The following is a 14,545-nucleotide window of genomic DNA, read 5'->3' as shown; positions in this document are numbered from 1 at the left end:
TATGCGTATTATATAGAGATAAAAAGTCTTCAATGTACGTGTTTATTTAAAAATAATTACAAAAAAACTTATTAATTTCACTTTTTCGACAAAAATATTCGTAAAAGTATTGATAAATATAAAAAATCTGATAATATATTAAAGGTGATTTAGAAAAACAAATGAAGGAAAGAGTGAGATTATGGAAAAGTTCTTTAAGCTTAAAGAAAATAACACTGATGCAAAAACAGAATTTATTGCTGGATTAACTACTTTTATGACAATGGCTTATATACTTATAGTAAATCCATCAATATTATCAGCAGCAGGAATGGATCAAGGAGCTGTATTTACAGCAACGGCTTTATCAGCAGTAATAGCAACTTTAATAATGGGACTTTATGCTAAGTTACCATTTGCACAAGCTCCAGGAATGGGACTAAATGCATTTTTTGCTTATACAATAGTTATTCAAATGGGATATTCATTTGAATTTGCTTTAACTGCAGTTTTATTAGAAGGAATAATATTTATACTTTTAACTATATTTAACGTACGTGAAGCAATAGTAGACTCAATACCAAAGGGAATTAAAAATGCTATATCAGTAGGTATAGGATTACTTATTGCCTTAATAGGATTAGAGGGTGCAGGAATCGTAGTACATACAGATGGAGGAACTATAGTTTCTTTAGGAAATATAGTTTCAGGATCAGGACTTTTAGCAATAATAGGTCTTTTAATAACAAGTGTTTTAATAGCTAAAAATGTTAAGGGAGCATTATTTATAGGTATGATTATTACAGCAATAATAGGAATACCTATGGGAATAACTCCTATACCAAGTAAGATTATTAGTATGCCACCTTCAATAGCGCCTACTTTCTTCAAGTTCGATTTCCATAACATATTCTCTTTAGATATGGTAATAGCATTATTTACATTATTATTCATGGATATGTTTGATACAATAGGAACTTTAGTTGGTGTTGCAACTAAGGCTAAAATGTTAGATAAGGATGGAAAAGTACCTAACATAAAGAAAGCTTTATTTTCTGATGCAGTAGGTACAACATTAGGAGCTTGTTTAGGAACAAGTACAGTAAGTACTTTCGTAGAGAGTGCTTCAGGGGTTGCAGAAGGAGGAAGAACTGGATTAACAGCAGTTTCAACTGCATTTATGTTCTTCTTAGCTTTATTCTTTGCTCCATTATTTGCAGTTATAACTCCAGCGGTTACAGCATCAGCTTTAGTTTTAGTTGGATTATTTATGATAGAACCAATAAAAGAAATAGACTTACATGATTTTACAGAAGCTATACCAGCTTTCTTAACAATAATCATGATGCCATTTGCTTACTCAATATCAGATGGTATAGTATTTGGAGTTATATCATACATAATATTAAAATTATTCTCTGGAAAAAGAAAAGAGATAAGTTTAACTACTGTTATTTTAGGATTAGTATTTTTACTTAAGTTTTTAATATAATCATTAAGAAAATAGACTATGTGATTTATCATATAGTCTATTTTTATATAATTTATTATCAATTTTTTGCATAATGTAGTAAAATAATATAATGGATATCTTATTGGTATAAAACGATTCATTTAATAATGAATGGAGGAAATATTATGAAAGTTGGATTAGTTTTATCAGGTGGGGGAGGAAAAGGAGCATATGAACTAGGTGTTTGGAAAGCTTTAGTTGAAATGAAATTGGACAAGTACATAGAAGTTATATCAGGAACTTCTATTGGTGCATTTAATGCTGCCCTATTTGCTCAAGGGGATATGGACAATGCTCAAGCCTTATGGGATGAAGTTACTATGGAGAAATTAGTTCCTATGACTAAAATGGATTTGTTGAAAAAAGGTGTAGCTTTAGCCTTAGGGGTAAAAAGTATTAACTTTGTTAAAAAACATATGTCAGATAGATTAGAAAATGGAGATTTTCCTAAGGATGGAGCTTATGAAGTTGTAAATAAGTTTATAGATATAAATAAGGTTAAAGAATCAGGGAAAATTTGTTATGCTGCCTGTACGGAATTACCAGATTGTAAGGTTAAATATTTTAGAATTAATGATTATGATGAAGAGGTAGGAAGAGAAATAATAATGGCCTCAGCATCACTTCCTTTAATATATGATAGCTCAGAGGTAGATGGTAAAAAGTATTTAGATGGAGGAATGGTTGATAATACACCAATTCAACCTGTTTATGGAGAAGGTTGTGATTTAATTATTGTAGTACATTTATCTAAAGAGGGAACTGTAGATAGAAGCCTTTATCCAAATGCTCAGATAATAGAAATAGTGCCTAAGAGCTTAGATGATAGCATGATAAATGGAACATTAAATTTAGATATAGATGCAAAAAGATTAAGAGCACAGCAAGGTTATGAGGATACTATGAATCTTATGAGTCCTATAATGAGTTTGGCAAAAACTAGCTTTGAATTTGAAATGAATGAAAAAAATCCAATATTATATAGGTTGTTTAATAGTTTTAAAGAAATTAAAGAAAAATGTTCTAAAAGACACTATAGTTAAAAAGCTATGGTGTTTTTTTATTTATAAAATAAAAATTAAAGAAAAAGGTTACTATAAGAAATAAAAGATTTTTAATTATAAAAATAAAACGTATTAACTAATAGAGATTTTTAGAGTGTTTAGAAATATGGAGAAAAAGAAAGTAATTTTGAAAAAATAAAAGAAATAAATACAATAACACCTTTGACTATATAAGGAATTTCTTATATATTTATAATAAAGCCTAGAATTCCTATAAGAATTAAGGTGATTAATAAATATTATATTATTTTTATCGATTAATATAATTTAAAAGAAAAATAGGTTAGTTCATAAATAATACATAAGTAGATGTTTTATTATAAATGGTTAAATAGAACTGGTTAGTATAGATAAGAGAATTCCAGGAGGAGAGAAATGGTGAATTTAGATAAAGGTTTATTAAAAATTATAAAAGATGAAAGTTTAGAAGATTACTTTATAAAGGCTAATTTTGGTTTAGAAAAAGAAAATGTTAGGGTTACAGAAAGGGGAAACTTAGCTTTAACACCTCATCCAAAGGCCTTTGGAGATAGAGAAAAGAATCCATATATAAAAACAGATTTTTCTGAGAGTCAGTTAGAAATGGTAACACCTGTCTGTAATACTTTAGAGGAAGTTTATAGTTTTATATGTAATTTAAATAAGGTTGTATCTTTAGAGATTATGGAAAATGGAGAGTTTTTATGGCCACAGAGTAATCCTCCTATATTACCAAGGGAAGAGGAGATTCCAATTGCTAAGCTTTCTAATAGAGAAGATGAATTATATAGAGAAAATCTTAGTTATAAATACGGCAAAAAGAAACAAGTTATAAGTGGAATACATTATAATTTTTCATTTAAAGAGGAATTTATTAAGTTACTTTACAAAGAGCTTAAAGTGGAAAAGGATTTTAGAGAATTTAAAGATGATATCTACCTTAGAATGGCTAGAAACTTTCAAAAATATCATTGGTTATTAATATACTTAACTGGAGCAAGTCCTGTTTTCCATGAAAGTTATATAGAGGAAATTAAAGAAGAGGGTGAAAAATTAGGAGAGGATTCTTATTATATAAAAGATGATACTTCTTTAAGAAATAGTTATTATGGATATAAAAATAAAAAGGACTATTATGTTTCATATAACAGTATAGAAGAATATGCTAGTGACATAAAGAATTTAGTTAAGGATAAGGAAATACAAAGTATAAAAGAATATTATAATCCTATAAGGTTAAAATCACTAGGAAGCGAAGATATGCTTGAAAGCTTACTTCACAAGGGGATTGATTACTTAGAGGTAAGACTTTTAGACTTAGATCCTTTAAGTATTCAAGGAGTGAGTAAAGAAACACTTTATCTAGTGCATTTATTTATGATTTATACTTTATTAAAAGAGAACAAGGAAATAACATATAAAGATCAAGAAGAATTTTTCAAAAATCATGATATGGTTGCTTTAAAGGGTAGAAATGAAGAGGCCGTTATATATGAAAATGGAGTTCCTGTTTTATTAAAAGACAAAGGAAGAGAAATACTAAGTGAAATGGATGAAATTGTAGAGATCTTATTTTCAAATAATGAGGAATTTAAAAATGTTATCAAAAGAGCATTAGAAAAAATTAATAATCCTCATGATACAATTTCAGAGAAACTTATTAAGGATATAAAAGAAGAGGGATATGTTAATTTCCATATGAGATTAGCTAAGGATTACTTAAATAACTTTAAAAATAAAGAATTTAATTTAGTTGGTTATGAAGATTTAGAATTATCAACACAAATATTAATATTAGATGCTATTAAAAGAGGAATAGAGTTTAATATTATGGATAGATTAGAGAACTTTATTTCTCTTAGTGATGGAGAAAAGGTTGAATATGTTAAGCAAGCAACAAAAACTTCTAAGGATTCATATATAACTGCCTTAATAATGGAAAATAAATTAGTTACTAAGGATATTTTAAGGGAAAATAATATAAGGGTTCCTAAGGGGAAAGATTATGACAATATAGATGAGGCAAAGAAAGATTTTAGATTATTTAAGGATGAGAAAATAGTTATAAAACCTAAGTCTACTAATTTTGGTTTAGGAATTAGTATATTTCCTGGAGAATATTCAAGGGAAGACTATGATAAAGCTGTTGAAATAGCTTTTAGAGAGGATAGTTCAATCCTTATAGAAGAATTTATGACAGGAAAGGAATATAGATTTCTTGTAATAGGGGAAGAGGTAGTAGGAATACTTCATAGAGAACCTGCTAATGTAATTGGTAATGGAGAAAGTACCATAGAAGAGCTTGTTTCTGAAAAAAATAAAGATCCATTAAGAGGAAAGGGATATAAGACTCCTTTAGAAAAAATAAAATTAGGAGAGATAGAAGAAATGTTTTTGAAAAATCAAGGACTAAGCTTTAAGTCTATTCCTAAAAATGGAGAAAAAATCTATTTAAGAGAAAACTCTAATATAAGCACAGGAGGAGACAGCATAGACTTTACTGACAAAATACATCCTAGTTATAAAGAGGTGGCATTAAAGTCTGCTAAGGCTGTTAAAGCCCTTATATGCGGAGTAGATATGGTAATAGATAATATAGAGGAAGAGGCAAAGGAAAAAAATCATGGCATAATAGAATTGAATTTTAACCCAGCAATACATATTCATTGTTTCCCTTATAAAGGAGAGAATAGAAAAGCTGGTGAAAAGATATTAGATTTATTGTTTAATTAAATTAGATATAAAACTTGTAGAAATAAGATAATACTAAGTAAAAAGTAGATATAAAATAAGATTTTAAGGGATGTATTAAAATATAAAAGGTTATTTTAATACACGCCCTTATTAAGTGTTTAAATACTTTATTTTAATTTATATCTTATTACTTTCATAAATATCTATTATTTCATTAAATAGGTCTACATCATCAATTGAATTATATAAATCACCATCTTTTATATTGTAGACATACTCAAGTACAAGTTGTTCACCACTTAAAACTTCTTTAATTATTCTAAAACGCTTGTCCATATCTAACATTTCCACTTCACAAAGAATTTCAAGAGGTTCATTTTCATTAGTTTCATTATTGTATTGTTGTTTTATAAAGTTTTTAAATACTATAAGATTAGTATTTTCTTTATCACAATAATTAACCTTTCCAGTTTTGTTACATGATAAACATGGGTTAAAGCCACATTCTCTTATGCATTTTACACACATGCATTTAGAACATACAAATATTTTATCAAGAGAATCTTTATAAGTTTTTTTAAAATCTTCACATTCCTTTATAATTTCATTTTCTTTAGACTTATTTAAAAATGACAGGAAAGATTTTTTTTCTGGAACTTCTCTAGATAACTTATCTAGTAAATCATTATATTTTTTTAATATTTTAATGTTTTTGTAGTATGCTCTTTCCTTTAAAGTAGAATCTTCGCTTAAATCTTCAATATCATCTAAAACAAAAATTAGCTCACTGTAAAGATTACCATAAGTAGTTTTTTCTTTATCTAAAAATTCCTTTGCATTCATTTGCTATACTCCTTCACCATATAAATAATATATATTTATGATATCATATATTATCAAATAATTATGAATTTAGACTATTAAAATATACAAAATTTAATAATTAATTTATAATGATGATATATAATACATTTAAGGAGGGGAAGAGGTGAAAAAACATAAGAGGTTTGGTCAGTTAGTCCTATTTTTTATAGCTTTTTTCTTTTTAGTTGGATGTTTTAATATTTCTCCAATTAAAAAAGTTAAGGCAGAAACCTTTGGTATAGAAAATACTATTGCTAAAGGTGGAAGATCCTCAGGTGGAGGCTCTAGAAGTAGCTCAAGGAGTTCAGGAAGTTCTTCTAGAAGTTCAAGTAAGAGTAGTTCTTATAATTCAAGTAAAAAGTATTCTAAGCCTAGTAGTTCATCTAGTGAAAAGAAAAAAAGCCAAGGAAATAGTAATTATTCCACTACGGATAAGTTTAATAAACCTTCATCAGGAAGCAATTCAAGTTCTGATAAAGTAGAAAGTGGAAAAGATTCTAGTAACTCAGATAAAGGTAGTAAACAAGGAAATAATAATTATTCAACTACAGATAAGTTTAATAGCAAAGCCCCTAATAATCAAGAAGGAAGTTCTAAAGAAAATAATAAGTATGAAAATAATGATAAGTCCAGTGGAAGTTCAAATAAAAGCTATAGAAGTAGCAATTCAGGAGGATTTAGCTTTTTTGATATGCTTATGTTAAATAATATACTTAATATGTTTGGAAATATGTTTAGTTTTATGTTCATAAGAAGACCTTTTATAGGTATTGGAACTATTTTATTAATAGCTTTAATAATATTTGCAATTAGAAAAAGAAGATAGTTAAAATTAATAATTATGACATGAATTTGTAAAAAAGAGAGAGTATAATAAATCTAAATAAAAAGTCGGTAAAGGTGGTAATAAAATGGGAATATTTAATAGAATATCAAATATGATTAAGGCTAAGACTAACTCAGCTTTAGATGAAATGGAGAATCCAGTAGAATTATTGGATCAAAAAATAAGAGATATGGAGAAATCTTTTAATGAAGCTAAAAGATCATCAGCTCAAATTTTTGGTAACTTAAAAGATACTGAAAAGAAAATGAATGAAGCTAAGGAAGAGTCAGCTCAGTATGATGAAAAAGTAAGATTAGCAATGAGCAAAGGAAATGAAGAGTTAGCTAAGAAAGCTTTAAAACTTAAATTAGATAGTGACAAGAAATTTGAGTCTTTAAAGGCAAGCTATGAAGGACAAAGAGCGAAAGCTGATGTTTTAAAAGCAAAATTAGTGGAATTAGAAAAAGAATTAGATAAAACAAGAAGTTATAGAGATGAAGCAGTAGCTAGACTTAATAATGCTGAAGCTTCAAAACAAATAAATGAAGTTATTGCAAATGTTCAAAGTAAGAGTAATTCAATTAATATTGATGATATAGAAAGAAGTATTTCAAGAAAAGAGAGTTATGCTGCTGGATTAGAAGAATTAAAAGGAGAAAGCTTAGATGATGAATTTGCTAAATTAGAAGAATTAAGTTTAGATGATGAATTAAATAAGTATAGAACACAAAATACAAAAGAAGATAAAACTTCAGATTCAGAGGTAGATTTAGAATTAGAGAAATATAAAAATAAATAATATGAATTTTAAAGGGTTATACTAAAATAGCTCGTAAATAAAACTTATAAATATTGGGAAGAGAATATTTGAATGAACTTAAATTTTTAGTGGAATTCAGAAGTTCTCAGAAGATATTTATAAGTTTTTTATTTTATAAGATAACTTTATAAGTCTTTAGAAAAATATTATATAGGCTTTATAACAAATAGAATTTTAAGTTATAACATACTACTTTTATTTAAGGGCTGTATATTAAAATATTAAATCTTGATTAAAAAAGAAAGTCTATATAAAATTTAATTTAGAAAGGGGAGAATTAAATGAATTATAAATTAGTTTGTATAGATATGGATGGTACGCTTTTAGATTCTCATCATAAAGTTAGTGAAAGAAATAAAGAGGCTTTAAAGAAAGCCATTGAAAAAGGAGTACATATTGCCATATCAACAGGAAGGGTTTTTCCGTCAGCTAGAATATATGGGAATATAATAGGAGTAAATGCACCATTAATTTGTTCAAATGGTTCATATATAAAGGATAAAAATACTGATGAGGTAATATTTAAATCTACACTAGACAGGGAAACTTACTTTAAAATATGTGATATTATAAATAAATATAAGTTTTTAGCTTATGTAGACTCTACAGATGGACTAATAGCAGATACAGATATTCCAGAGGATGATAGTCATAGGCTTATGAATAGCTGGGTAGATGAGAAAGAAAAAATAAAATTCTACAATTGCGATGATTTAAGAGATGCTTATGATGAACATGGAGAAGATATATTAAAGTTCATAATAATAAAACAAGAAGGTGGACCTAATATAGAAGAAGCTAAGGAGGAATTTGAAGCTTTAGAAGGAGTAGATTTAGTTTATGCTTCTTGGGGTGGATGTATAGAGATCATGAAAAAAGGAACTTCAAAGGGAAGTGCAGTTAAAGCCCTTGCAGATAAATTAGGAATAAGCCTAGAAGAGGTGATATGCATTGGTGATAGTGGAAATGATGTATCTATGCTAGAAGAGGCAGGATTATCTGTAGTAATGGGAAATGCACCAGACTTTATTAAGGAATATGGAGATTATATAACAGATACAAATGAAAATGATGGTGTTGCTAAGGCTATAGAGAAGTTTATATTGGAGTAATATAAATAAAGAGTTTAATAAAAGAGAAATTTAGTTTGACATATTGTCTTTAAAGTTATTAAATATGTTTAGAGATAATAATAAAATGTGAATTGTTCATAGAAAGGAATGATTAAATGTTTAGTTTCACTTTTGATGAAAAAGAATATACTTTATCAGAGGATAAATTGCTTTATTTCTTTAATGAAGATGTTGAAGGTTTTGATATAGATAAGCTTTTTGAAATATTAAATAGTAGTGAGGGTGTTAGCTTTGGAAAAGCTTATTATGATGGCCCTTGTGAAGAATGTAAATTTGGATTAGAGGAAAAAAAGAAGAGCTTCCCATTTTTAGAGTTTAATATGTTTATTTATGCTAAGAATGGAAAGTTTGTAATAAGCAATATAGAAAAAGCTTATGAAGGTCTTACTTACAATAAATTATTAAGAGATAAAAAAGTAGACAAGAGCTATTTAGTTAATATAAATGTTTGTAAAAATTGTGGGAACTTCGCAGTTGAAGTTGAGGAACTTGAAGTATAATAAAAAAGTTTTTGGTATGTATTCTTATAACACAAAAAAAGAATACATACCTTTTTTGTTTTAGGAAAATTTAATTATATAGAAACAAATTAATAGCTTATATGACATAAATTTAAAGGGTTTAGATGATATAATTTAAAACATATTAGTAATAAATTCTAAGAAAGGGGAATAAAAATGAGTTTATTAAAGAAAGTTAGCAAAATAGTAGTAGGAGTTACAATGGCATCTTTACTTTTAATAGGATGTGGAGGGAAAGGTAAAAAGGCAAAGGAAAATATACCAGAGGATAAATTACCTATAGCTACTATTGAAGTTAAGAATTTTGGAACTATAGAAGCAGAGTTATATCCAAACAAAGCTCCAAATACCGTTGATAACTTTATAAGTCTAGCTAATAGTGGATTTTATGATGGCTTAACTATCCATAGAATAGTTAAAGGGTTTGTGCTTCAAGGTGGAGATCCAAAGGGAACAGGTACAGGTGGACCAGGATATATGATAAAGGGTGAATTTTCTTCTAATGGAGTAGAAAATGATATTAAGCATGAAGAGGGAATATTATCAATGGCAAGGTCTCAAAATCCTGATAGTGCAGGAAGTCAATTTTTTATTGTTACAAAAGAAGCACCACATTTAGATGGTCAATATGCAGCCTTTGGAAAAGTTACTAAGGGATTAGATGTGGTTCATGAAATAGAAAAGGTTTCAGTAGGAGCAAATGATAAACCAGTTGAGGATGTTGTTATAGAATCAATTAAGGTGGATACAAAGGGAATAGAGTATAATGAGCCTGAAAAGGTTAAATAAAGGAATTTTAATTTATTAATTACCTGTATTTTAAGATAAGTTTTAAATAGATTTATTGTTTAAAACTTATCTTTTATAATATTGGAATTTAAAAAGTCTTAGTGTAAAATTAAAAATGAACATATGTTTGCATGGAGGCTTTATGAAAGAGAATAGAAAGATAATTCATATAGATATGGACGCTTTTTATGCATCCATTGAACAGAGAGATAATCCTAAGTATAAAGGAAAGCCGTTGATTGTTGGTGGAGACCCAAATAGAAGAGGAGTAGTTGCAACTTGCTCTTATGAAGCAAGGAAATACGGAATACATTCAGCTATGCCCTCTTTAACTGCATATAAATTATGCCCTAAAGCTATTTTTATAAGACCTAGGATGGAGGTTTATAAAAAAGTTTCTAGGCAGGTTATGAATATATTAAATGAATACTCTAATCTTGTAGAACACTTGTCCTTAGATGAGGCTTTTGTTGATGTAAGTAAAAGCAAAAGGTGCAAAGGTTCTGCAACCTTAATGGCCCTTGAAATAAAGGAAAGAATATTTAAAGAAGTAGGTCTTACTGCTTCAGCAGGAGTTTCTTTTAATAAATTTTTAGCAAAGATGGCATCAGATTTTAGAAAACCAGATGGTATAACAGTAATAACAGAGGAGAATTCAAAGGATTTTATAAGAAATATACCTATAGGAAAATTTTTTGGCGTTGGAAGAGTAACTAAAAATAAGTTAAATAATATAGGGGTATTTAAGGGGGAGGATTTACTTAAATTTTCTGAAGAAGAACTTATAGATATTTTTAGTGACAGGGGCAAGATATTATATGAATTTGCTAGGGGTATAGATAATAGACCAGTAAATCCATACAGGATTAGAAAGTCTATAGGTAAAGAAATTACCTTAAGAGAAGACATAGAAGATATAGATGAAATGATAGAGATTTTAGAGAGAATAGCAGAAAGAGTTAGTGAGAGTTTATGTTTATTAAATAAAAAAGGAAAGACTGTAACCTTAAAGGTAAAGTTTAACGATTTTAAACATATAACAAGAAGTATTACTTTAGAACACTTTTTAAAAGAACAGAAGGAAATAATGGAATGCGTAAAAGATCTTATAAGCATAGTTGATTTTAAAAATAAAAAGGTAAGATTATTAGGAATAACAATATCATCTTTAGAAGAAAATATAATAACAGAAGAAAGAGAGCAGTTAAGCTTTGATGTTTAGACAAATTATTAACTAGATGAAAACAAATTTCGATATTATAGAAATTATTTAAATAAATAGTATAATTATACTTATGATTTGTAAAAAATATTTATATTTAATAAAGTTACTTGAAATGGAGAGGAATTAATGAACTACATATTTCTAATAATAGGGTTCCTTTTACTTATTAAAGGAGCAGATCTTTTTGTTGATGGGGCTTCAGGAATAGCTAAAAAGCTAGGAGTTCCAGCTGTTATAATTGGACTTACTATTGTATCCTTAGGAACTAGTGCACCAGAGCTTGCAGTAAGTATATCAGCTTCACTAAAAGGTAGCAATGATATTACCATGGGAAATGTTTTAGGATCAAATTTATTTAATCTTTTAGCAGCTTTAGGATGTACAGCCATTGTGGCTCCTTTAGTCATAAAGAAGCACATAATAAAAAATGATTTTATAGTAAATTTAATTGCAACTTTTATTTTATATGTTTTTACTTTTACTGGACTAATAGGAAGTAAAAATTCTTTATCTAGAATAGATGGAGCAGTATTAGTCTTAATGTGCATAACATATATAATATATTTAATATATACAGTTAATAGAAGCAATAAAAAAGAAGATGAAGTAGCAGTAACTACAGAATTTGAAGATTTTGAAGAGCAAAACATAAAGTCACCTAATAGCACAGTTAAAAATATAATTTTATCAATAGTTGGAGTTATAGGAATAATATTAGGTGGAAAAATAGTTGTTGATTCAGCTTCTGCAATTGCCTTAGGATTAGGACTGAGTGAAAAATTAGTTGGTCTTACAATTGTGGCAATAGGTACTTCTCTTCCAGAACTTGTTACTTCTTTAGTGGCAGCTAAAAAGGGTGAAAATGACATAGCTCTTGGAAATATATTAGGATCTAATACCTTTAACATATTATTAATATTAGGTTTATCATCCGTAATAAGCCCTATAACAATAGCTGCAAGTTTATCAATAGATTTAATATTCCTTATAATTGTCACTTTAATAATAGGTGCTTTAATTTTCTTAAATAAGAAAAAAGAAAAAGTACTTACTAAATATGAAGGGGTATTTCTTTTAGCTCTTTATATTGGATATACAGTATATATAATAATGAGAAATTAATCTTTTATAACTGTCTTAAATTAAGACAGTTATTTTTTATGTGAAATTTAGTATATAGTGTAGACTTTTATTTCAAATATTATAGCTAAAAATTAAAAAAAGTTTTATTAATTAAATAGGAAATTGTATATAAGATTGTACTAGATAGAAATAAATAATATTACTATTAGGTAAAATATGTTGAAACTTTGGCAGTTTGGAGGATATACTTAAAATGAGAATTAATAGCCTTAATATGTAAGTAGAGGAGGAGAAAAATATAAATAGTTTAATAAATATTTTTAATCAATATAGTGAGTTAGCTATATTTATAAGTTTGTTTATAAGTGTAATTATAGCATTACTTGGGATAGTTCCCTCTGTATTTGTTACAGGAGCTAATATAGTATTCTTTGGTCCTATAAATGGATTTTTAATTTCTTTATTAGGTGAAGTTATAGGGGGATGGATAAGTTTTAAAGTATATAGAAAAGGTATAAATAAATTTGCAGGAAATATTGAAGGGAAATACGAATTAATAGATAAAATTGTAAAGAGTGAAGGGAGAAATGTTGGGATTTTAATTTTTGAAGGAAGATTAATACCTTTTATTCCATCAGGTTTAGTAACCTTAGCTGCTGCTATGAGCAGGGTTAATAGTTTTACATTTATAATATCTACATTCTTAGGGAAAATAACTTCTATTTTATTAGAAGTTTTAGCTAGTTATGGGGTGATAATGGCTTCTCAAAAAAATTTAAAACTTGTTATTGGAGTTTTAAGTTTAATTTTGTTTTTATTAACATTAAAAAAATTAAAAGATAAAACAAACAAAAAATGAGAAATTTATCATTAAAAACAAAAAAAGCTCAATTTTTTTTGTAAAAAATGGGTGTTTATTATTGATTTAATATGAATTATATGATTTAATTTAAATGGATAAAGTTTTAATAATTTGTTAAAGCTTTACAATTAGTTAAAGGAGTAAAATAATGATCGAAGCAGTGATTATAGCATTAATAATTTCAAAAATAAAAGGATATAGTTTAAAACCTTTCTTTAAAAGTTGGACAATCTATCCTATTTTGATTTTTGAAGCTATTTATATAGTCTTTCAGGTAAGTATATTTATGGGTAACTATGATGTTGTAAAATGGGCACCTTGGTTTAAAAGTATATATATGTACTTGTTTTTAATACCTATCTTTTGGTACAAAGAGTATGTAAGTGCTTTAATTGGATCGTTATTTATTTTAGCAGGAACTTTTTTAAATCATATTGTAATGGCTGCTAATGGTGGGGAAATGCCTGTTTTCCCAAGTTTATCATATTTAACAGGGTATCTTAAGCCTAATACTATTTCAAAGGTGAATGATATACATATGATAGGAACAAGTACAGTAAAATATAAGTATTTAAGTGACATAATAGATATAGGATATAGTGTTTTAAGTATTGGTGATATACTTATAAGAGTTTTTGTAGTCATAATAATATATGTTACAGTTAAAAAAACTAATGAGAAAAATGAATATAAGCAAAGGAATATATTTGCTTAGTGACAGCGGAGGAAGAATGTTAAAAGTAACTTTATTTGAAACTTTAGTAAGGGGAATACCAGAAGCTCTTACGATGATGTTAGCCATGTATGCTTTCGCTAATAAAAAGTTAGAAAAGAAGGAATATTTAATTTCAAGTTTGATATTGGTATTAGTAGTTTATTTAATTAGATTATTACCTATAAATTATGGTATTCATACAATATTGAACATATTTGTTTTAATATTTTTAGCATTCAATGTTAATAAAATAGATTTAATAGTAAGTATAAAAGCATCAATATTAATATTAATGATTTTATTTTTATGTGAAGGTTTAAACTTATTATTTATAGAGAAATTTTTTAATGAAAATATTGACTATTTATTTGAAAATGTATTTACAAAAACAATATTAGGTATTCCATCTACTATAATGTTTATGGTTATTGTTACTTATTATTATTTAATAGCATCAAAAAAAGGAAAGTTGAGATAA

14 protein-coding genes are annotated in these 14,545 nt (G+C 27.1%); 13 read left to right on the top strand and 1 reads right to left on the bottom strand.

Features of this window, described 5'->3' with window-relative positions; genetic code table 11:
* Nucleotides 1-181: 181 nt before the first annotated feature.
* The 3 genes from CPF_RS08875 to gshAB all read left to right on the top strand — a co-directional run bounded on the left by CPF_RS08875 (nt 182) and on the right by gshAB (nt 5,268).
* Nucleotides 182-1,471: an NCS2 family permease gene (locus tag CPF_RS08875; protein WP_003478161.1), complete on the top strand. Its 1,290-nt coding sequence runs from the start codon at nt 182-184 to the stop codon at nt 1,469-1,471.
* Between the two features lie 146 nt (nt 1,472-1,617).
* Nucleotides 1,618-2,535: a patatin-like phospholipase family protein gene (locus tag CPF_RS08870; RefSeq protein WP_003449737.1), complete on the top strand. Its 918-nt coding sequence runs from the start codon at nt 1,618-1,620 to the stop codon at nt 2,533-2,535.
* A gap of 396 nt (nt 2,536-2,931) precedes the next feature.
* Nucleotides 2,932-5,268, top strand: coding sequence for a bifunctional glutamate--cysteine ligase GshA/glutathione synthetase GshB (gene gshAB / locus CPF_RS08865; protein WP_011590899.1), 2,337 nt, complete (start codon nt 2,932-2,934; stop codon nt 5,266-5,268).
* Nucleotides 5,269-5,406: 138 nt separating this feature from the next.
* On the opposite strand, the gene CPF_RS08860 is transcribed toward gshAB, so the two are convergent.
* A complete protein-coding gene (locus CPF_RS08860) occupies nt 5,407-6,072 on the bottom strand; it encodes a hypothetical protein (protein WP_003449782.1) in 666 nt (221 codons plus the stop codon).
* Nucleotides 6,073-6,217: 145 nt separating this feature from the next.
* Between CPF_RS08860 and CPF_RS08855 the strand changes: the two genes are divergently transcribed.
* From CPF_RS08855 to CPF_RS08810, 10 genes are all read left to right on the top strand, one after another.
* Nucleotides 6,218-6,919: a hypothetical protein gene (locus CPF_RS08855; RefSeq protein ID WP_011590898.1), complete on the top strand. Its 702-nt coding sequence runs from the start codon at nt 6,218-6,220 to the stop codon at nt 6,917-6,919.
* A gap of 85 nt (nt 6,920-7,004) precedes the next feature.
* Complete coding sequence (locus tag CPF_RS08850; RefSeq protein ID WP_003449539.1) at nt 7,005-7,718, top strand: PspA/IM30 family protein; 714 nt, start codon at nt 7,005-7,007, stop codon at nt 7,716-7,718.
* Between the two features lie 302 nt (nt 7,719-8,020).
* Nucleotides 8,021-8,851 carry a Cof-type HAD-IIB family hydrolase gene (locus tag CPF_RS08845; RefSeq protein ID WP_011590897.1) on the top strand — a complete coding sequence of 277 codons (831 nt, stop codon included), beginning with the start codon at nt 8,021-8,023 and terminating at the stop codon, nt 8,849-8,851.
* 116 nt (nt 8,852-8,967) lie between these two features.
* Nucleotides 8,968-9,372, top strand: a complete 405-nt coding sequence (locus tag CPF_RS08840; protein WP_003455893.1) for a DUF3785 domain-containing protein — start codon at nt 8,968-8,970, stop codon at nt 9,370-9,372.
* 177 nt (nt 9,373-9,549) lie between these two features.
* Nucleotides 9,550-10,182 carry a peptidylprolyl isomerase gene (locus tag CPF_RS08835; RefSeq protein WP_041702711.1) on the top strand — a complete coding sequence of 211 codons (633 nt, stop codon included), beginning with the start codon at nt 9,550-9,552 and terminating at the stop codon, nt 10,180-10,182.
* Between the two features lie 142 nt (nt 10,183-10,324).
* Nucleotides 10,325-11,404: a DNA polymerase IV gene (dinB, locus tag CPF_RS08830; RefSeq protein ID WP_011590895.1), complete on the top strand. Its 1,080-nt coding sequence runs from the start codon at nt 10,325-10,327 to the stop codon at nt 11,402-11,404.
* Nucleotides 11,405-11,533: 129 nt separating this feature from the next.
* Nucleotides 11,534-12,529 (top strand): calcium/sodium antiporter, encoded by a 996-nt coding sequence (locus tag CPF_RS08825; protein ID WP_011590894.1) that lies wholly within the window; start codon nt 11,534-11,536, stop codon nt 12,527-12,529.
* Nucleotides 12,530-12,845: 316 nt separating this feature from the next.
* Entirely contained in the window at nt 12,846-13,349 is a 504-nt protein-coding gene (locus CPF_RS08820; protein ID WP_011590893.1) for a TVP38/TMEM64 family protein, read from the top strand.
* 151 nt (nt 13,350-13,500) lie between these two features.
* Nucleotides 13,501-14,067, top strand: a complete 567-nt coding sequence (locus CPF_RS08815) for a DUF5317 domain-containing protein (RefSeq protein WP_003472492.1) — start codon at nt 13,501-13,503, stop codon at nt 14,065-14,067.
* A 16-nt stretch (nt 14,068-14,083) separates the two neighbouring features.
* A complete protein-coding gene (locus CPF_RS08810; protein WP_003449794.1) occupies nt 14,084-14,545 on the top strand; it encodes a hypothetical protein in 462 nt (153 codons plus the stop codon).

Origin of the sequence: Clostridium perfringens ATCC 13124 (genome assembly GCF_000013285.1) — a bacterium.
Lineage (GTDB): Bacteria > Bacillota > Clostridia > Clostridiales > Clostridiaceae > Sarcina > Sarcina perfringens.
Note: the sequence above shows the minus strand (reverse complement) of the source record. Positions and strands in the feature narration are given on the sequence as shown.

Excerpts from the sequence above, each read along its gene's own strand:
- CPF_RS08875 (WP_003478161.1), top strand. The coding sequence starts at position 182 with ATGGAAAAGTTCTTTAAGCTTAAAGAAAATAACACTGATGCAAAAACA.
- CPF_RS08870 (WP_003449737.1), top strand. The coding sequence starts at position 1,618 with ATGAAAGTTGGATTAGTTTTATCAGGTGGGGGAGGAAAAGGAGCATAT.
- gshAB (WP_011590899.1), top strand. The coding sequence starts at position 2,932 with ATGGTGAATTTAGATAAAGGTTTATTAAAAATTATAAAAGATGAAAGT.
- CPF_RS08860 (WP_003449782.1), bottom strand. The coding sequence starts at position 6,072 with ATGAATGCAAAGGAATTTTTAGATAAAGAAAAAACTACTTATGGTAAT.
- CPF_RS08850 (WP_003449539.1), top strand. The coding sequence starts at position 7,005 with ATGGGAATATTTAATAGAATATCAAATATGATTAAGGCTAAGACTAAC.
- CPF_RS08845 (WP_011590897.1), top strand. The coding sequence starts at position 8,021 with ATGAATTATAAATTAGTTTGTATAGATATGGATGGTACGCTTTTAGAT.
- CPF_RS08840 (WP_003455893.1), top strand. The coding sequence starts at position 8,968 with ATGTTTAGTTTCACTTTTGATGAAAAAGAATATACTTTATCAGAGGAT.
- CPF_RS08835 (WP_041702711.1), top strand. The coding sequence starts at position 9,550 with ATGAGTTTATTAAAGAAAGTTAGCAAAATAGTAGTAGGAGTTACAATG.
- dinB (WP_011590895.1), top strand. The coding sequence starts at position 10,325 with ATGAAAGAGAATAGAAAGATAATTCATATAGATATGGACGCTTTTTAT.
- CPF_RS08825 (WP_011590894.1), top strand. The coding sequence starts at position 11,534 with ATGAACTACATATTTCTAATAATAGGGTTCCTTTTACTTATTAAAGGA.
- CPF_RS08815 (WP_003472492.1), top strand. The coding sequence starts at position 13,501 with ATGATCGAAGCAGTGATTATAGCATTAATAATTTCAAAAATAAAAGGA.
- CPF_RS08810 (WP_003449794.1), top strand. The coding sequence starts at position 14,084 with ATGTTAAAAGTAACTTTATTTGAAACTTTAGTAAGGGGAATACCAGAA.